18 protein-coding genes and 1 riboswitch are annotated in these 19237 nt (G+C 43.9%); of the genes, 5 read left to right on the top strand and 13 right to left on the bottom strand.

What is annotated here, in order from left to right:
- Window positions 1-10 precede the first annotated feature (10 nt).
- The gene (locus tag H9J30_RS06705) at window positions 11-2260 is read right to left on the bottom strand and encodes a TonB-dependent receptor (protein WP_240130313.1); all 2250 of its coding nucleotides are present in this window, start codon (window positions 2258-2260) and stop codon (window positions 11-13) included.
- Window positions 2261-2313: 53 nt separating this feature from the next.
- Window positions 2314-2423, bottom strand: a riboswitch (TPP riboswitch).
- 222 nt (window positions 2424-2645) lie between these two features.
- Between H9J30_RS06705 and H9J30_RS06710 the strand changes: the two genes are divergently transcribed.
- Complete coding sequence (locus tag H9J30_RS06710; RefSeq protein ID WP_240130314.1) at window positions 2646-3326, top strand: Crp/Fnr family transcriptional regulator; 681 nt, start codon at window positions 2646-2648, stop codon at window positions 3324-3326.
- A gap of 76 nt (window positions 3327-3402) precedes the next feature.
- Here the strand turns inward: H9J30_RS06710 and tsgA are convergent, their stop codons facing one another.
- The 6 genes from tsgA to hinT all read right to left on the bottom strand — a co-directional run bounded on the left by tsgA (window position 3403) and on the right by hinT (window position 7455).
- Entirely contained in the window at window positions 3403-4557 is a 1155-nt protein-coding gene (gene tsgA, locus H9J30_RS06715) for an MFS transporter TsgA (RefSeq protein ID WP_240130315.1), read from the bottom strand.
- A 50-nt stretch (window positions 4558-4607) separates the two neighbouring features.
- A complete protein-coding gene (gene deoD, locus H9J30_RS06720; RefSeq protein ID WP_011072663.1) occupies window positions 4608-5312 on the bottom strand; it encodes a purine-nucleoside phosphorylase in 705 nt (234 codons plus the stop codon).
- Window positions 5313-5595: 283 nt separating this feature from the next.
- Window positions 5596-5991 carry a YcfL family putative periplasmic lipoprotein gene (locus tag H9J30_RS06725; protein ID WP_240130316.1) on the bottom strand — a complete coding sequence of 132 codons (396 nt, stop codon included), beginning with the start codon at window positions 5989-5991 and terminating at the stop codon, window positions 5596-5598.
- A gap of 117 nt (window positions 5992-6108) precedes the next feature.
- A complete protein-coding gene (locus H9J30_RS06730) occupies window positions 6109-6588 on the bottom strand; it encodes a PaaI family thioesterase (protein ID WP_240130317.1) in 480 nt (159 codons plus the stop codon).
- Window positions 6575-7102, bottom strand: a complete 528-nt coding sequence (locus H9J30_RS06735; RefSeq protein ID WP_240130318.1) for a PaaI family thioesterase — start codon at window positions 7100-7102, stop codon at window positions 6575-6577. The genes H9J30_RS06730 and H9J30_RS06735 overlap by 14 nt, the downstream gene beginning before the upstream one ends.
- Entirely contained in the window at window positions 7099-7455 is a 357-nt protein-coding gene (hinT, locus tag H9J30_RS06740) for a purine nucleoside phosphoramidase (protein WP_011623075.1), read from the bottom strand. Before hinT ends, H9J30_RS06735 begins: the two co-directional genes overlap by 4 nt.
- A 145-nt stretch (window positions 7456-7600) precedes the next feature.
- On the opposite strand from hinT, the gene H9J30_RS06745 reads away from it, so the two are divergent.
- A complete protein-coding gene (locus H9J30_RS06745) occupies window positions 7601-9367 on the top strand; it encodes a M61 family metallopeptidase (RefSeq protein ID WP_240130319.1) in 1767 nt (588 codons plus the stop codon).
- Between the two features lie 208 nt (window positions 9368-9575).
- Here the strand turns inward: H9J30_RS06745 and H9J30_RS06750 are convergent, their stop codons facing one another.
- Complete coding sequence (locus H9J30_RS06750) at window positions 9576-10211, bottom strand: LuxR C-terminal-related transcriptional regulator (RefSeq protein WP_240130320.1); 636 nt, start codon at window positions 10209-10211, stop codon at window positions 9576-9578.
- Between the two features lie 294 nt (window positions 10212-10505).
- Here H9J30_RS06750 and H9J30_RS06755 point away from each other — a divergent pair, with 294 nt between their 5' ends.
- Window positions 10506-11252 (top strand): cytochrome b/b6 domain-containing protein, encoded by a 747-nt coding sequence (locus H9J30_RS06755; protein ID WP_240130321.1) that lies wholly within the window; start codon window positions 10506-10508, stop codon window positions 11250-11252.
- A gap of 83 nt (window positions 11253-11335) precedes the next feature.
- Here the strand turns inward: H9J30_RS06755 and cctA are convergent, their stop codons facing one another.
- Window positions 11336-11686, bottom strand: a complete 351-nt coding sequence (gene cctA, locus H9J30_RS06760; RefSeq protein ID WP_240130322.1) for a tetraheme c-type cytochrome CctA — start codon at window positions 11684-11686, stop codon at window positions 11336-11338.
- A 328-nt stretch (window positions 11687-12014) separates the two neighbouring features.
- The gene (gene htpX / locus H9J30_RS06765; RefSeq protein WP_240130323.1) at window positions 12015-12878 is read right to left on the bottom strand and encodes a protease HtpX; all 864 of its coding nucleotides are present in this window, start codon (window positions 12876-12878) and stop codon (window positions 12015-12017) included.
- A 287-nt stretch (window positions 12879-13165) separates the two neighbouring features.
- On the opposite strand from htpX, the gene pepE reads away from it, so the two are divergent.
- Together pepE and H9J30_RS06775 are read left to right on the top strand one after the other, a co-directional pair.
- Entirely contained in the window at window positions 13166-13876 is a 711-nt protein-coding gene (gene pepE, locus H9J30_RS06770) for a dipeptidase PepE (RefSeq protein WP_240130324.1), read from the top strand.
- A 386-nt stretch (window positions 13877-14262) separates the two neighbouring features.
- Window positions 14263-15849, top strand: coding sequence for a glucan biosynthesis protein G (locus H9J30_RS06775; protein ID WP_240130325.1), 1587 nt, complete (start codon window positions 14263-14265; stop codon window positions 15847-15849).
- Between the two features lie 528 nt (window positions 15850-16377).
- On the opposite strand, the gene H9J30_RS06780 is transcribed toward H9J30_RS06775, so the two are convergent.
- From H9J30_RS06780 to bioC, 3 genes are all read right to left on the bottom strand, one after another.
- On the bottom strand, window positions 16378-17430 hold the full coding sequence (locus tag H9J30_RS06780; RefSeq protein WP_240130326.1) for a polysaccharide deacetylase family protein: 1053 nt from the start codon (window positions 17428-17430) through the stop codon (window positions 16378-16380).
- Between the two features lie 219 nt (window positions 17431-17649).
- Window positions 17650-18336, bottom strand: coding sequence for a dethiobiotin synthase (gene bioD / locus H9J30_RS06785; protein ID WP_240130327.1), 687 nt, complete (start codon window positions 18334-18336; stop codon window positions 17650-17652).
- Window positions 18337-18390: 54 nt separating this feature from the next.
- Entirely contained in the window at window positions 18391-19218 is an 828-nt protein-coding gene (gene bioC / locus H9J30_RS06790; RefSeq protein WP_240130328.1) for a malonyl-ACP O-methyltransferase BioC, read from the bottom strand.
- Between the last annotated feature and the right edge of the window lie 19 nt (window positions 19219-19237).

The raw sequence follows: 19237 nt of genomic DNA on the forward strand, positions 1-19237 counted from the left end.
AGCTTGGGTACTACATAAACTTAACGTTCAGTGTTACCCCAATTTGGCGTGGGTCGCCGTAACGGATATATTGTTTTTCCGCCCAGCCATTATCGGGCTCATTACCAAAATAGAAGCCACGAACGCCATATTCTTCATCAAATAGGTTGCGGCCCCATAAATACGCCGACCACGCACTTGCCTCATAACCTAAACGCGCATTCACAACAGTATATGGCTCGGAGCGCGAGTCGTTGCTGTCTGAGTAGTAAAACTCACTCTTACCACTCATATTGACGTTGGCAAACCAACCCGAGTTCGCACGGTAGGTACCGCCTAGGCTATAGGTTAAGTGCGGTGAATGGGCCAGATCGCGCCCCGTTAAATCTACAAACTGGTCTTCAGCCACCTCGTATTGATAATCACCATAGGCGGTATTTAAATAACCAACGCTAGAATATAAATGCCAATTACTGTCGATATACCAATTAGCATCAATCTCTAAGCCATAGTTTTTTGAACTTCCGGCATTATCGATAAAAAGAATAAACTCACTTAAATCTTCAGGATTTTGTTTAGATGCAGATACTTGTTGGTCTTGTCTATCCATATAAAAAAGAGCAACATTTGTACTTAACGCTCCTGATAACCATGCGGATTTAAGACCTAATTCATAGTTATATAAAGTTTCAGTATTAAACTCCTTTTTATCACTGAAATCAGCAGGAAGTGTCATATTAAAACCACCCGCTTTATATCCTCTAGCAACTCGAATGTAAGCATTATGCTGTTCATTAAGTGCTTTACTTAAAGCAAGATGACCACCCCACATTGTTTCTGATGGTGAAAAATTATCCAGATTTGTATCGCTATAATCACTCGAGCGATTCTCTAACCTCAGTCCAAGTGACAATAAATAATCATTACTCATATCAATATCGAGTTGACCAAATATTGCGTAATTTTGCGCATCATATGTTGAGTCTAAATATTTAGTTCTTTCATTAAAACTGGGGTTCAAACCACCATTACTATATTTGGCATAGTCGATCAGACTGTTATCTTCCTGCAAACTCGAAAAATAAACGCCAATTAACCAATCTGTAGACTCGTTAAATATTCTTCCAGCATCACTTGAAGTAAGACGTAATTCTTGTGTAAAGGTTTTTCTCTGCCCCACTTTTGACCATGTTGCATCATAAACACAAGGTAACTTTCCGATTGAATTCCAATCCGCATCATAAATATCACATTGCTTCGATGCCCAATACTCAGAATTGGCCCAATCACCATCGTAACTATAATGATGATCGGTATTGGCAAATGATGTTAGCGAGGTCAACTCAAACTGCTCAGCCCCCGAATAAGTCGCTTTAAAACCTGCGCCCGTGGTGCGCTGGCTATCGACACCCGGTTGATCAGATAGGGTGTTTGTAGGGTCGTTGGTTAAACTCCACACATCATAACCGTTATCAAAATCGGCATGCAGCAGGGTTAAATCGAGTTGCAGATCATCGGTGGCATACCAACGCAATTTCGCGCGGCCGGTAAATTCATCACGGCCATTAGTATCTTCTTTATTTAAATACAGATTATCGCGATAACCGTTTTGCTGATGTTGCTGCAGTGCCACGCGGTACAACAATTTGCCCGAATCGCTCAAGGGGCCAGAGCTAAAGCCACTGAAGGTTTGCAAATCGTCATTTCCTAAAGAAACCTCGGCGCCATGTTCAAACACATCGGTTGGGTCATTACTCTTAAGGTAAATTAAGCCCGCTAATGCATTGGCGCCATAACGCGTCCCTTGCGGACCGCGTAACACTTCAACCTGCTGCAGATCGTACATGCTCGACACCATGCCGATACCGGATAAATCAATATCATCAACAATATAGCCTACCGATGAGTTAGGCGCGCCTTGATATTGCTCTTGCTCACCCACGCCACGGATCTGGAAATACTTGGGGCGTGAACTACCACCTGACCAGTTAAAGTTGGCGATGGAGTTCATCACATCTTCAAAGTGCTGGGCGTTTTCATCTTGAATTTGCTGGGCATCAATAACGGTAATGCTTGAAGGCATTTTTTCTAAACTGGCACTGCGAAAATCCGCCGTAACCACCATGATTTCCATATCATTATTGGGATCAGGCTTGTCGATAGCATCGGTTTGCGCCCATGCCGACGCACTTAACGCCGCAGAGACGGCCAGCGCTAATGGTGCACGAGTTAACGATATCGTGAAGATTGAAGATTGGTTGTTAGACTTTTTGTTAGACATAGGACCTCAAATACATGTTTGAGATCCGGCAACGAATAAGCGATTCAGAAGTGTGCTGTTGATTGGCCCATTCCTACGCCGGTATTAGCCGGATCAGGTTCTAAGGGTTCGTCTGATGACATCTCAGTCTGCCGAATTTTGGCAAACACCCCTTGGCGGCGCTTAGTATACATGACGAAAATAATAAAGTAGACACACTTGTGCTGGCGATACCCTTAAATGTCACTAAAACCTTGTCTTTCTAAAGAATGTTAAAAGTCTTATGCAAAACGCCGCAGCCCAAATGCCTAAAATCGCCAGTCAACTCCTTTGGCCCATTTGACCGCTTATCACGATAATGTTATAGAAGGCCGCCATTGCACATAGGATAAGAGGATAATACTCAATGCAGCTAAAACCGTTAGCTAAAGGACGTTATAGCCAGCGATGGGAGCAAGACTATCCCCTTATTGAAGCGGTGATACTCAGCTGTATCAGCGAAGTTAAAATGCTTAAAAAAGGCGCTCACCTCATGACACAAGGTGAAGCCATAACCTCATTGGTGTTGGTAAAACAAGGGCGCGTATCACTTGGCCATACCGCCAGAAATGGCCGATGCTTTCAATTAGGGACTATCGATTGTGATTCGCAACTTTTTGGTGAAATGGAGTTTTTTACTCAGTATCACTGTCAGTTGGATATTATTGCCAATGAGCCATTAGAAATTATGGTCATTAGTGCCGAAAAACTGCAGCACTCCCTTGGGCAACATCCACAGCTAGCGTTATTTTTCGCCAGTGCCATTGCCATTGACTACCAAGACACCGTCGATATTTTTACCCGGCGCCTGCTGTATCCCATCAGCTATAACGTGGCATACGATATTTACCACGAATATTTAAATGATTTACCCGTCGATGGCTTTAGTAAACGCTATTTAGAGGCGGAGCGATTCGGTACAACCGATCGCGTCTACCGAAGAGCACTACAACTGCTTGAAGAACGTGGCCTGATTGAACGAAACAAAGAAGGGATTAGGATTAAAGATCTCGATGCACTTAAACAATTTGTTGAAGCTGCGATATAACCGAATTAAAAAAGCCCACTCGCGAGGTTATTTATTCGCAAGAGTGGGCCAAATCAATTAACGTCGCAAATGAACTTTAGGCCGCAGCGGGTTTTATTCGACCTGAAACAATCAACATGATAAATATCGCTACATAAAGTAGCGGAATAACATACATCACCGTCTGCAATCCAATAATGCGTTCAAAGAATGAGCTAATGGCGGGACTAAACATCGCGCCCGTGCTACCACTGATCAGAATATAGGACACATTTTTACTGCTGGCTTTTTTCACAAAAGACACGCCATAAGCAATAAATGCGTTGTAAAGAGCTGCGCACACAAAGCCATAACCATAGGTTAAATAACCGATCCAATTAAGCTTATCGGTCGTCACAATCATAAAGGTGATGACCATAGCAAGGCCGATAATCCCAACTAAGAAATGGTGAATTTTTACCCGAGTCACAATCAGCGTCGAAATTAACGCACCAATCAGTGCAGCAGACCAATATTGAGTAATAATATTACCCGCTTCTTCAAATGGAATATCAAATTTTTGCTTAACAAATAAAGGGGCCCAGGTTAAAAACGTGTAGAGCGCTAGCATGCCTAAAAATAACCCAATGCCACCGCTAATAATGCCGAAATTCCATTCAGATTGTTGCTTATCTTCCGTATTCGATGATTGCTCACATAGCGAAAAATTAGTGAACAAGGTAATAATCACGGTTCCTAACGCGACTAAACCTACGGCTAAGTAACTGTAACTCCAAGACAATGAACTTGTGAGTGCGTAAGTAGTGATTAAAGGGAAAATAACTCCCGCAATATTAAATGTGGCATCTTGCACGACGAGCATGGTGCTTTGTAATTTCTCTTGCCACACAGATACCACTATCGTACCCGCAATACATAAGCCTACACCGCCACAAAAACCAATTAACGTCATGGCGACCATCACGACTTGTAGAGAAAGGGTGAGATGTAACGCCAGAGCACACAATGCCACTAGACTGTAACTTATCAGCGTAATTCTTTTGATACCCAATTTTTCAATAAAGAAAAATGCGGCAATTGTTCCCGCCAATGCGCCACCATTAAGCAAGGAGAATATGGAGGCAACGTCATTCACGTTTGCTGCAAATTTATCCGCTATGGGTTCAATCAGCATCCCAAATTGAGTTGCAAAACCCGCCATAATAAAGTTAGCGAGAAAACTAATCGCGGTTAAGGTGATTTTATTATTCATATTGTCATTCCATCAGTGAAATGCTAAGGGTACAAAGGATAGCCTTAACCCTAATTAAGTGCGGTTTCTAAGGCGAGTTCAATCATATTATTGAAAGATAGCTGCCGCTCTTGCGCCGTGGTTTCTTCACCCGTTAAACAGTGGTCTGATACCGTCAGAATGGCTAACGATTCAATTCCCTGTTGGTGTGCTAAGCCATAAAGTCCAGCTACTTCCATATCAATACCTAATACCCCGAAACGCTCAAGCGCTGGGATCATATCTTCGTCAGGATCATAATAAAGATCGCCACTAAATACGTTGCCAACTTTCACGCTAATGCCTTTTTCATTGGCTTTGGTGTAGGCTTTATGCAGTAAGGAAAAGGTGGCTGAGGTCGCCATATGGTAGCCACTGCTGCGTTTAGCATTCGTCGGGGAATCGGTGCCTGCGGCTTGAGCTAAAATCACATCGCGCATTTCGACATGCTGTTGGGTCGCCCCTAAACTACCGATACGAATAATGCGTTTCACGCCAAAAAAATTAATTAACTCATGGCCATAAAGCACCATCGATGAAATACCCATGCCATGGCCCATCACCGAAATGCGTTGCCCTTGGTAATAGCCTGTGTAACCCAGCATATTGCGAACGTTAGTCACTTCTACGGCATCTGTAAGATAGGTTTCAGCGATATATTTCGCCCGCAGTGGATCGCCTGGCATAATAACAGTTTCAGCAAAATCAGTGGGTTGTGCATTAATATGAGCCGTCATAGTTCTATCCTCATGTGGTAATATGCAGATAGTAGTGCTCAAACACGAAAACTTTTTAGGACTAAAGTCCGGATTTTCTCTTGCAACGCCCCTTTTTTGTTAAAAGTGGATAATTTGTCGCAACGTTTATACTTAGCATCATAAACCTTAGTAACAAAATACGGCTTAACACATTGTATTTGATACAAATAAAAAAGACTTACTCAGCAAATGGAGTAAGTCTTATTAGAATATGTTTTAATCAAAAATGCAGAAAAACCAGTGCAAACTCAATAGCAGTAAACTAGTTTGAATAGGTCTCGCGCACATAAACGTCGAATTTCACCACTTGGGTATTAGGCGCTACTGCCGACACTTGCAACTGTTGTTTACCATGCAATTTAACCGATTTCCAACTGCTACCTTCATCTTCAATAGTAAAACCGCTGGCGTCAAACCAAGTAAACTTGTATTGCACTCGCATATCGCTAGAAGATTTACTGACGATCAGTGCGGAACCTTGGATAAGATCCCCCACCCGGCGCGCCTCAACCCCTTGCACACTGATATCACGGGCAAAGCTCTTGCTATCGACGCGAGTTTCACCCAATGCACTCACTGAAATACCCGCTGTATTAGAAGAGCAGCCACCAAGTGTCAGTGCCGCTGCTAGCATTAATCCACTGTAAATTGATTTCATGTTGTTTTCCCTCACTCAAAAAACCTTAGCGACAAACGACTTATGGGCAATGACACTAATCGAATCGAGCTGAACTTAGGCTTAACGCGAAAACGCCAGTTCAGCTCAAAGCAGTTGTTAATCAATTAAAAAATGCGCCCGTGCGGTGGCAATCAACTGTTTACGATTGGTTTGCCAGCAATTGATATTCACGTTAGCGACCCGTCGACCTTGGCGGGTAATCCTGCACTCGGCAAAGCTGTCTTTATGTAAGCCCGCACGCAGGTAATCAATCGAGAAATCAACCACCTTAGGTACTTTGGCTGTTTGCATAAATACCATTAACTGCACGATCGCTGACATTTCCATAAAACCAGCAATAACACCACCGTGAATGGCGGGCAGAATGGGATTACCAATATTGTCATCCTTGGCGGGGAGTTTAAAAATCAACTCATCGCCAAACCGCTCCACCTTCATGCCAATAAACTTAGCATAAGGTACGTGCTCGAGTAGATGCCCAAAATCGTTAAGCTCGGTCGCCCGTTTAACAATCCCTTGTACATCAAGGATTTTAGACTCCGTTGGTATAGTATCGGTCGTCTTATTTGAGCTCATTTGTCTCTCCTAAGGGCGGCACTGCTTCTCCCATCAAGGCTTGTCTAAAGGCATCGCCTACCATTTCAGGGCTGATACGCATAAATGAGCCCACCGCATGAGCAATGGGGTCATCGATACTGTCCTGATAGGCAATGGCGCGGGTAAAAGCGATATTAGATGACAACTTATAACACTCAGCAAAGCCATAAACCGATTTATGGGGCTGCGCGGGCTTCATATAATCGACGCGTAAGTCGAGGGTGGGCGAAATCTCTAAGGATTGATATTTTTGAAAAATCGCACTCACCACCGCACTGCCACAGGCGGTGTCCATCAAGGTGGTGATCACCCCACCATGGATAACGCCAGTATCTGGATAACCAATTAACTCAGTGCTATAGGGTAACTCAATTAGCACATGGTGCTCACTGGCTTCGAGCACGGTAAGCCCTAAGCGACGGCACTGGGCGAGCTGATCGACAAACCGCTGGGCCATTTGAGTCAGCGGAAAAAAATCGGGATTAACCTTCATTGACCTTGGCTCAGCATGGGTCCCAGTGGCTCTCCGCCGACGAGATGAATATGGATATGGTACACTTCCTGTCCGCCATGTTTATTACAGTTCATGATCAAACGATAACCGTCTTTGGCAATCCCCGCCTCTGCTGCCAGTTTGGCTGCCACAGTCATCATCCGGCCGAGTGCTGGTTCATCCGAGGCTTTCATATCATTTGCGGTTGGGATCAAATGATTCGGCACAATCAGAATATGGGTTGGCGCCTTTGGCGAGATGTCTCTAAAAGCAGTCACCAGCTCGTCTTGATACAGAATGTCGGCGGGAATTTCGCGGCGGATAATTTTGCTGAAAATGGTTTCTTCGGCCATGGGGAGTCCTCCTTGGGGTAATTGGGATAGTATACTAGCAATTCAATGCGTTGTGTCTCCAGATATTTTGCGTTTCATTTGCCTGTTGTGCGTATTTTTGGCAGCATGACGCCCATTAAAACGCAGCGGTTTTACAGGATAAATTATGATCCACTATCACATCATTCCCGTCGATCCCAAGGCGCACTTGTTCGCCGTTACCATGACGGTACAAAAGCCCCACCCTAAGCAAGTTTTTAGTCTGCCCGCTTGGCTTCCCGGCAGTTATATGGTGCGGGATTTTGCCAAGAACATTATCGACCTTAAAGCCACAGACGATAACGGCGAGCCGCTTAAGCTCATTCAACTGGATAAGCAAACCTGGTCGGTCGAACATCAATGCACCCAACTGACCTTAACCTATCAAGTTTATGCTTGGGACTTGTCGGTACGCACTGCGCATCTGGATATGAGCCATGGCTTCTTTAACGGTAGCAGTGTATTTTTAGCCGCCCATGGCTTTGAGGCAGGCTTACACACAGTGACGATGGCAGCGCCGACCGAGCCGAGCCTAAATGAATGGCGCCTTGCCACCAGCATGACACGTCAAAACGGTGATGAATTTGCCTTTGGTGAGTTTTGCGCGCAAAGCTATGACGAACTTATCGATCATCCAGTAGAAATGGGTCTGTTCACCCACGCCAGTTTTGAAGCCTGCGGCGTCAGACACGATATCGTGCTTAACGGTCGCCACCGCGCCCACATGCCGAGACTCTCCCAAGATTTAAAGGCGATTTGCGAATATCAAATTAAGCTATTTGGCACGCCTGCGCCTTTTACGCGTTATCTGTTTATGACCACAGTGCTCGACAATGGCTTTGGTGGTTTAGAGCATCGGTCATCGACCGCATTAATGTGTTCACGCAAGGACTTACCGCTGTCGATGGATGCGCCGATTAATAACGACTATCGTACCTATTTATCGCTCTGCAGCCATGAATATTTCCACAGCTGGAACGTCAAGCGCATCAAGCCAGAATGTTTCTTACCCTATCAACTCGAGGCAGAAACCTATACGCCACAACTGTGGGCCTATGAGGGTATCACTTCCTATTACGATGACTTCCTCACCTATCGCGCCGGCTTAGTGGATGAGCAAAGTTACTTGGATATGCTGAGCGAAACCTTTACAAGGGTATATCGCAGTCAAGGCCGCTTTAAGCAAAGTATCAAAGATTCAAGCTTTAACGCTTGGACTAAGTTCTACAAGCAGGATGAAAACGCCCAAAACGCCATTATCAGTTATTACACTAAGGGCGCCCTGTTTGCCCTGTATCTCGACTTAACCCTAAGAAGCGAAACTAAGGGAAAATATAATCTCGACGATGTAATGACCATTCTGTGGCAGGAATATGCCCTGCAAAATCGCGGCACTACAGACGAATGCCATCAAAGGATTGTTGAACGTTTATTGGGCCGAGATTGCCAAGATCTCTTCGCCTATTTAGACAATACCGACGATATCCCTCTGGCACCGCTACTTGCCGAGTTTGGGGTTGAATTTACTCTTCGCTCCAGCCAAGGCGCGCAGGATGTAGGCGGTGGCACGGCCAAAGGGTATGAAATTGCCTTTGGTGCGAAAACACAAACGGTAGCAACCGGCCTTAAAATCACCACAGTCACCCAAGGCAGTCCGGCGCACCTTGCAGGCTTAAGTGCCGGAGATATCTTAATTGCGGCGGATAATCTACAAGTTACTGGCCAATTTGAAGCTCAGCTTCAGCAATACCCACTCGGAGAACGCTTAAACCTACATTGGTTTAGACGCGATGAATTGATGACAGGAGAACTGATTATTACTGAGGCGCTAAAGGATACAGTTGCCTTAAGCATCGCGAATAAAGACAAACTGCAGGCTTGGCTAGGTCGCTAATTTTTAACGCATTAGCCTTTAATACCAATCGTATTAAATATCTGTTCATTCAGCGGGAGTTAAACGCGCTTTAGACAAGGCGAAGGCTTGAAGGCATAGTGGCGCTCTGTCGAAAGCCTTAAAGCACAAAAGGGGCAATCGTATTGGCGATTGCCCCTTTTATTTGATTCTTTGTTTGCTCTTGGCTTAGCGCCCCATCAACAATGCGTTACACCACCACATCGTGTAAATAGGTTTGCGCCCAAGCTATGGCTTGCCCACGGCTCGACACACCAATTTTACGGAATACACGGTACAAGTGAGTCTTAATGGTGCTCTCACTTACAAATAACTGATTGGCGATATCGAGGTTAGTACTGCCCGACAGCAGGGCTTGTAATACTTCACGCTCACGGATGGTTAATGGCTCGGTATCTTCAAACAGTCCAAAGTCATCATTCACCCCGTTAACCAATTGGATAGGGATCACCCTGTGTCCGCGCAGGATGTTGGAGAGGCCAAGGCTGATTTCAGTCAGTCCCGCATCCAGATAAAACACCCCTGCTGTAGTCGAGGCTTGCATTAGGAAGCGGGCATCAACCTGTTTAGGAAAATGAATATAGACGACTCGCACACTCGGATGTTCGCGGGCAAGCAAGCGTTGAAATTGATAGGCTTTTTGAAGATCGACAGTGGAAAGGTCAATCACCGCCATAGAGGCTTGGTTATCTTTGATGTGATCGCACATCTCATCCGGGCTGACTTGCGACAGCTTAACGAGAAACTCCTGCGGCCAGCGGCCTGCAAGCAACTCCATCAATACTTGCGATCTTGACACTACGATCCAATGTAATATTTTGAACATCCTGCTCACTCCCTGTCTGGTTAACGATTATTCATTTTGAGAGGAGAAACATCTCTCAATACCACTTCAACATCCGTTCAATAGACTTCCGAGTCTACCATGCACACGATATTAGCATTAGATAAAACAGATTCAAAAGGCTTACGACAAAAAATTTACCGCACGCAAATCAAATGCTTCAACAATGTTACGATCTAGCATCATTAATCACGAGGCTGAATTTTAACTGAAATTAATGCATTATTTTTAAAACAAAGGCGTAAGATTAGACAACACAAACTATAAGGAAATACTATGTCCAGCCATCAACCACTTCTGACCGAAATGAAATCTTATCAAGTATGGGACAAACCCACCCGCTTATTTCATTGGATCAATGTCATACTCGTATTCGCCTTACTCATCATCGGCGGGATGATGATGTTTCGCAGTGAATTAGGCATCTCAGAACTCTCAGGTAAAATTGGCCTCAAGACGCTTCACGTCGGTATTGGCTATGGATTTGCAATTAATTTACTCATTCGCCTAATTTGGGGCTTTGTCGGCAATAAATACGCCCGCTTTAGCCATATGTTCCCCAATAGCAACAGCAAAAATGAGTTAATGCGTTATAAAGCCGAGATAGCTGCGGGTAAAAATCCCCAATATTTAGGTCACAATCCTAAAGGAAAATTCGCTGTACTCGCCATTATGCTCTTATTAGTGACGATTATGTCGACAGGTCTTATTCGTGCAGGGACAGATATTTACTATCCCCCTTTTGGTAATGCTGTACAAAGTTATTTAGCGGCACCGAATGTCGAGCCAAGTAGCTTAAAACCCTACGATGCTACGGGTGTAGATACCGATAAAGCCAATGCAATGAAATCCATGAAGGGACTCGCAGGCAAAGTACATGTTTACGCAGTTTATTTATTGATGTTACTGATAGTGCTGCACGTTTTTGCAGTGGTTTATACCGAAGTCAAACGCCAACCTGGCATCATTTCAGCCATGTTTTCTGGCAAAAAGCTTATCCAAGGGCAACCAAAGGACGAGTGAGCGACACCATAGAGAAAACAAAACGCCAGCAAATGCTGGCGTTTTTTATAAAGCTCAATGTTAAATCTAAATAGACTTGGCAATTACTTCTTCAGAACAGACGCTGAAGTACGGCCATCGTCATGGCAGCTTTCACAAGTAGGTTTTTGGCCTACGTTCATATCATGTACCGCATGGCAGTCAGCGCACATTAAGTTGCCATCGTGTGGCTTGTGTACTGCGTCCATTTCAGAAAGCTTACCGTGGCAGCTTTGGCATTGTTCAAATTCAAAGGCACCGTCAGCAGAAGGAGTACCATCTTTATGACAGCTCTCACAACCACCTGACTCAGCATGGAAGTCTGATAATTTTTGATCCGCGGCAAATGCAGCTGGTGACAGCGCTAACGCTGCAAGACTTGCCCCGAAAAGCGCACTTAATAGTTTTTTGCTCACAATTGTATCCTCCAATGGTGATTGACAGTGGAAATTCTTGTCAGGGGTGACTTCCATCTTGCAACCAATATAAATAGCACGACTTGATCTAACTTAGCTAAGGTTTGAGTAATAAGCAACCCAAACTTATGCAAAGTAACTTTATCAATATACGCCAAGGTAAAATGTGCGCTGCATCATGTAACCACATGCTTATATAAGAGTTTTACATTTGAATAACCAAAGGGTTACACACAAAAATCTCTTAGCGTAATTCGGCACAAAAGAAAAGCCCTGAAATACAAAAGGAGGCCAAAGCCTCCTTTTACATACTGTCTAATAAATTGGATTAGCGAGACTGCAGCGCAGCAATACGCTTTTCTAATGGCGGGTGGCTCATCATCAACTCAGCCATTGAACGCTTACCGTTAATACCCAAAGCAGACATTTGCGCTGGCATCGCCGAGCTTTCTGGGCCTTGACGTAAACGCTCAAGCGCAGCAATCATCTTATTCTTACCCGCTAAACGAGCAGCCCCCTCGTCGGCGCGGTATTCACGAATGCGTGAGAAGTAAGCCACGATAATAGAAGCCAAAATACCAAACAACATATCGAGAACAAACACCACAGCCATGTAGGCAAACATACCTAAACCTTCACCTTCTTCATCGTTGCTCGATACGAAATTATTGATGATACCCGCCACCACACGCGCCGCAAAGATAACAAAGGTGTTTACCACGCCTTGGATTAAGGTCAAGGTCACCATATCGCCGTTAGCGACGTGGCTGACTTCATGGGCGAGTACGCCTTCTATTTCATCTTGGCTCATGCCGTACAACAAACCGGTACTCACGGCAACTAACGAATTGTCTTTACTTGGACCTGTGGCAAAGGCATTCATCTCTGGCGACTGATAAATCGCCACTTCTGGCATTTTAATACCCGCTTGCTGTGCTTGGCGGGCAACAGTGTCCAATAACCAACGCTCAGTGCTATCACGTGGAGTGGTAATCACTTCACAGCCCATGGTCTTTTTCGCCATCCATTTTGAAATCGCTAAGCTGATGAAAGCTCCACCAAATCCAAAAATCGCAGCGAACACTAAGAGTCCACCCATAGTAGACGTATTTACGCCCAAAATTGACATCACAATTGAGGCAACCAACAACACCGCGAGGTTGGTCGCAATCAATAAAAATATACGCTTCATATCAGCTCCTTTACGGCATAAACATGCCATTTATTTTTGCTCAAAGACATAATATGTCCAATTAATCGAAATTCAAGGGGTAAAGATAAGAGTTTTTCTACTCGCTAATTTTTCTCTCAATTTAGACACTGCCTTTTATGGTTCGTGAGTCTAGGGACAGTCTATTAAGCCAAACTTAAATCTAGCAGCTATGGACGTTACAGCCAAAATCATGTGTATTTCTGTATGTTTATCGTGATTAAACTTTGTTAATATGCAAGCACATTCCGTGATTTCAGGATAAAAAAATGACAGTCAATGCCCTACTACTGAGTAGTTCCCGTGTTGGTGACACGCCCTACCTATCCCATGCAATTCCTTTTATCAAACCACTCACTGCTGATGCACAGAAATGGATTTTTATTCCTTATGCAGGGGTCAGTATGAGTTACGACACTTATTTAGCCTCTGTGGTGACGGGGTTAAGTGAACTTAAGCTCGATATCAGTGGTATTCATCAGCATCCTGATCCACGCCAAGCACTCAAAGATGCCGATGGCATACTGATCGGGGGAGGAAATACTTTCCATCTATTGCACGAGCTTTATAAATATGATCTTGTACAGCTTATCCGCGAAGAAGTACTAAAAGGTAAGCCTTACATTGGTTGGAGCGCAGGTTCAAACGTTTCTGGATTAAGCATTCGCACAACAAATGATATGCCGATTATTGAACCGCCTTCATTTGCAGCCTTAAATATACTGCCATTTCAATTAAATCCGCATTATTCTAACTACCGCGCTCCAGGTCATAATGGTGAAACCCGTGCCCAACGATTACTCGAATTTACCCGTGTCGATCCTATCACGCCGGTTATCGGTATTGTCGAAGGCAGTGCACTATGGCGTCAGGGAGAGACTTTATCATTGTTGGGTGATAATCCAGCTTATTTATTCTGCGGTGAACAACAAGAGATCCCCATTCCAGTCGGCAGCGATTTATCCCATTTATTGAAATAAGATCTGCTTTACGGCATGGACTGTCGCAATGAGGTAAAATTAATACTCAAACAAACGATGAAAAGTGCGGCTAGGGAGTGAAGATTTCGCTCCCTTTAGCGAGTCAATTTTGCAACATATCAAGACTAATAATTGACAACTTCAGATATCAAAATCCTTGCGGCATACCGAAGTCTTCAAAAAGCCCTTGGGAGAAAAAACTTGCACCACTTAAGTATCTGCTCTAATTTCGTTGTCGAACACGTTGATAAACAAGATTAAATTTGTATTAACACCTAGCGACATATTAAACAGATATATTCTAAGCTATTTAAAATTAGGGAGTTTTACCTAAAGTACAAGAGTATTTTTTAACCCTTGGTCCATTCAAGTGAGGAGTTTTCGTTTTGCGACTGCATTTAACATTCAATCATTCAACCCCTGCTACAGGTCAAAAAAACACCAAGCATACATTTTTTTTTGGTTCTATGCTTGCCTGTATTATAAGCATTAGCAGTTTAGTGCCCGCTTATGGCGCTAACGTAAGCAACGAGAAAAAAGCAAAGCCTTTCACCCATGACACTGTCGTCGAATATGCCCATCAACTGGCCCAAAAACCCTTTAAAGAAGCGAGAAAAGCTCCAAAGGAGTTGATCGAACTTGATTACGCCACCTATAGCAAAATCAATTACCAAGCAAACGCCGCAATTTGGGGTGGAACACCCACTAAGTTTTCCGTACAGCTTTTTGCGCCAGGTTTTTTATATAAGAACCTCGTTGATATCGATGTGGTTGAAAACGGCCAAGCTTTACCTATCGAGTTAACAGAATCCTCCTTTAACGTCCCCAACGATACTATTGAGAAATTGCTCACTCAGGTGGGACAATATGCCGGTGTCCGTCTTCACTATCCCATCAATGACGATGAGATCAAAGACGAATTCGTGATGTTCCAAGGCGCCAGCTATTTTCGAGTACTCTCCAAAGGCCAAACATACGGATTATCTAATCGCGGACTCGCAATCGATGTTGCACAGCCTAAAGGAGAAGAATACCCCTTATTTAAACGTTTCTGGATAGAACGTCCCTCTAAATACCAAACAGCCATTGTGGTGCACGCATTGCTTGATAGTCAGAGTGTCACCGGTGCCTATCGTTTTGGTATTTATCCCGGTGCGCCGACACGTGTTGATGTTGATGTCACCCTCTTTCCCCGCCGAGATATCGCGCATGTGGGACTTGCGCCGCTGACTTCGATGTTTCTCTATGGTGGCTTAGATACGCCCGATAAACCTGATTATCGCCCAGCAGTGCATAACTCCGAGGGCTTACAAATCGATCGTGGCAATGGTGAACGCCTGTGGCGTCCGCTCAATAATCCAAACAAACTGCAGATCAGTGCCTTTGGTGACGAAGATATAAAAGGTTTTGGTTTAATTCAACGCCATCGTAACTTCGATTATTATCAAGACCTTAATGCAAACTACCAACAGCGTCCCTCAGCATGGATAGAACCGTTAAACGATTGGGGTAAAGGACAATTAATACTGCTTGAAATTCCATCGAGTGCTGAAACCAATGACAACATAGTCGCCTATTGGGAGCCTCAAGGTGGGTTAAAGCAAAGCGAACCTTATCGTTATTCCTACCGCATCACAGCGGCTAACGACAGCCCAAGTTTTACAAGCAAAGCACGGGTTATTCGTGGTTCTAAGGGACAAAAACAAGTTAAAGGTAAAGAACTCCTTATTGACTACAGCAATATCAAGCCACAAGATATTGAAAAAATTGTGATTGATGCAAGTATCAATAAGGGAAAAATCCTGTCATCTCGTATAGTCGCTCGCCCCGATATTAATGGAGCTCGAGTCTTTATTACTTTCGACCCCGAAAGTACCAATGTGGCAGAGCTTAGGATTCAACTGCGTAAAGATGAAAAACCTGTTGCTGCAACCTGGCTATATCGCTGGAATAGTGACGATTGGCCCAACTAAGGACTTGTTTCATTAGCCAATTCCAGTAATAAAAAACGCCGAGCTTTTGGCGTTTTTTATTATATATATTCCATTCGCGAACTAAGAAAGTTAAATTATATGCCTTTTAACTCCTATGCTATTGAATCATGCTAGTTGATGACTTTCATGGAAAATTTAGGGATGACTCTCTAAAAAATTACGAGTTTCAATTGCTATTTAACCTGCTCCAGGGATAAGTAGAGCCGCTAAACAGGCATTTTTCGACACCCGTCACCCCGAGTTAAGATTATTTATGAACAGCATTTGCAATGCAAATTTACTCTCCAACTATTTTATTATCACTTATCAAATTTGGATGTTTGTACCGTACTCTTTAATAAGTCATTAAACTATTTCACCAGCATATTCAGCATTAGTAATATTTCGACATATGAATATATTAACAATAGCGACCCCATCAATAACCAATAAATAACCAATAAATAACCAATAAATAAGTTGTAGATGACTATTTAGCGATTAGTCGCTTATCCTTACTATCTCCAATTAAAACCCGCGGCAATCTACCCACCGATTATTAGTATTAGCAATAACCTGGTTTAATCCGTCGAGATTTTGTACAGCACGTGGGTGAATATCATGATACAAAATAATGCCGCGGCGCCAAAGTAGCATCAAGCTTATGACACGATCCTGAACTTGTTGAGTAGAGAGTTTATTACTCCAATCTTGGCTATCAATATTCCATAACATGAGTTTTTCATTATTCTTGTCTAAATTAGTTAATAATTCAGCCGTCCTTTGTCCATAAGGAGGACGAAACCAATAGGGGCCTTTTTGATATAGCGCAAGTTGTTGACGGCTTTGACTGAGAGATGTTGCCCAATCTTGCATCTTTTGATGGCTATGATGAGTATATCCATGTGAACCCACACATTGCTGTTTATAAAGAGTATTCTCAGGATTTACATGATGAAGTTGCTCACCCAGCAAAAAGAAAAATGCGTGGATATGTCGTTCATTTAATGCCGAAATGAGCGTGGCTGTTCGTGTTGCAGAAGGCCCATCGTCATAGGTTAAGAGAAATTCCCCATCCTGCATTTCAAAACCTGTCACTTCTTGGGCTGACATGGTTTCTATTTCACTGGTGATCCTTGGAAATAAAGCAGCAAGTCTAACTTGCTCATATAAATATCGCCGATAAAACTTTTCTGAAGCGGCTGCCCATGGTTGTAATTGAGTTGAAATGGAATTGTGGCTTTCTGTAACTAATTCATCCCATTGATTAGTACATTGCACACAGGCATGTTGATAGTTTTCAAGCAATATATTGATGGTCTTTTTTACCCATTTATGCACGCTGTCGACATTAACATTTTCGATACCGGTAAATTGTTGAATATCTGCTTTAGTCTCGAGCGATGTTTGTGTAATGACGCGGGTAAACATACGTATTTCATGGGCTGAAGCTAGGTCAAATGCCTGTTGATTGTTGATAGCCTCAGGCCAAAGTTGCCGATCAATTGTCGCAATATTATCTGGACCAACCGCCTGTGCTAAGTTGACGTAAAGTAACATGCTCAGAAAAAGATAACGCATAACTACTGCCCTTATTGGTATCACAGTGTTGTTGCTTAAACATTTATTGCAATATTGACTAACATTTAGGAGATTAGAGAAACGGGTTAATATGGGCTAACACCATTAGTTCACGATAAAAATAACATTTTATTGTGCTCGGTATAGAGACTATCCGTCCTGTATCCGCCTTATACTAAGGCGTTAATCACTCATCGTCCCGTTGGAAATAATCGCAAACTATAACGGCGCTAAATCAATATAATTCGCCGCATTTTGCGCGTTTGGCTCCGCCAAAAAGGGCACACACCCCAAACACGGTGACTGCATCAGTTGCCGTAAACTCGCTAAATTTTCTTCGAAGACACTCATATTTGGATCGACACAATTAGCAACCCAGCCTGCAATCGATAAACCATCAGCTAATATCGCTTCTTGGGTTAATACGGCATGATTTAAACAGCCGAGCTTCATTCCCACTACCAGAATAACGGGTAAATTAAGCTGTTGTACCAACTCAGATAAATAGCGCCCTTCCCCTAAAGGCAAACGCCAACCGCCCGCCCCTTCGATCAAACAAAAATCCGCCTGTGCAAATGCCGCACGATCAAGTTTGCTCAAAATAGCCTCGGGGGATAAATTGACGCCCAGTTGCTGCGCCGCAATATGCGGTGCAATCGCAGGTTCAAAACTAATCGGATTCACCTGCTCATAGCTCAGTTTAAGGGATGAAGCCGACATCAGTTTTAATGCATCACTGTTACGCAAGCCCTTTTCAGTGATTTCACATCCCGAGGCCACAGGTTTTACCCCAAGACTTAAGCGCGAAGCACCTGCACGCGCCGCCTCACGATTAAATGCGCTTAATAGTGCAGTCGAGACTAAGGTTTTACCACTGTCGGTATCTGTACCTGTTACAAAAAACATGCGTTTTCCTTGTTAATCTGCTGGCCAATCATGCGCCAAACCGTTGCTAGAGGCTTATACCGAACAACCTTGGCGACGCACACGAAATTGGGCGATCTGATAAGTTAAAGGCAGCCCCTGTGCCTCACGAAATTGCTCCGCGCGTTGCTGTAAAGCCTGCCAATCGCAGCGGCCACGCAATTTACCTAAATGGGCATCGGATTCAGAAGACGTTAGGCTCTGCAGTGAGGATTGCACCGATGCGCCCACGCCCTTAATGGAATAGAGTAAGGCTTTAAGATCTTGAAAATAGACGGTCATTGGCATGAGCTTCACATCAAGAAATTGCCAATCTGTGTCGTCAAATGCCGCTTGTAAGCTTTCAAGAGATAAGAAACCATTCACCCGCAAGCCAAGATTGGATAACTGCTTAAGGCTGCCTGCCGCTACGATACTCAAATGCGCTTCTCCACCGATTTTCAGCACTCTGGCCATTTCGCTGGTTGCAGCCGAAAAGTCATGGCACCACTGCAGTGCCAAATTGGAGTAAATATTATCGATGCACGCATCGGCAAAGGGTAATTGCTCGGCATTACCGCAAACACACTGTTGATAAGGATAAGTCGCGTTAAGCTGTTGCAGCATGCCCAAAGCGATATCGAGTGCATAGACCCTGATATCTGTGCCTGTGGCATTATGATCAAAATCAGTCCCCGGCCCTGCGCCAATATCGAGAATTGCGCCTTTGGCAACAAATCCCTGCAACAAACTCGCACCGCTTAAACGCTGCAAACTGTTATGCTTTTGATAGCTCTTGGCTGCTGCTGAAAACCGATCGGCAATATGCGAGAGCTGATCTGCGGGCTCATGGGGATTAAGGCTAACGCCAAGCGGCATGGACATCTCTGGTTATTCTCACTTT

It is taken from the genome of Shewanella cutis (genome assembly GCF_022410515.1).
GTDB classification, from domain to species: Bacteria; Pseudomonadota; Gammaproteobacteria; order Enterobacterales; family Shewanellaceae; genus Shewanella; species Shewanella cutis.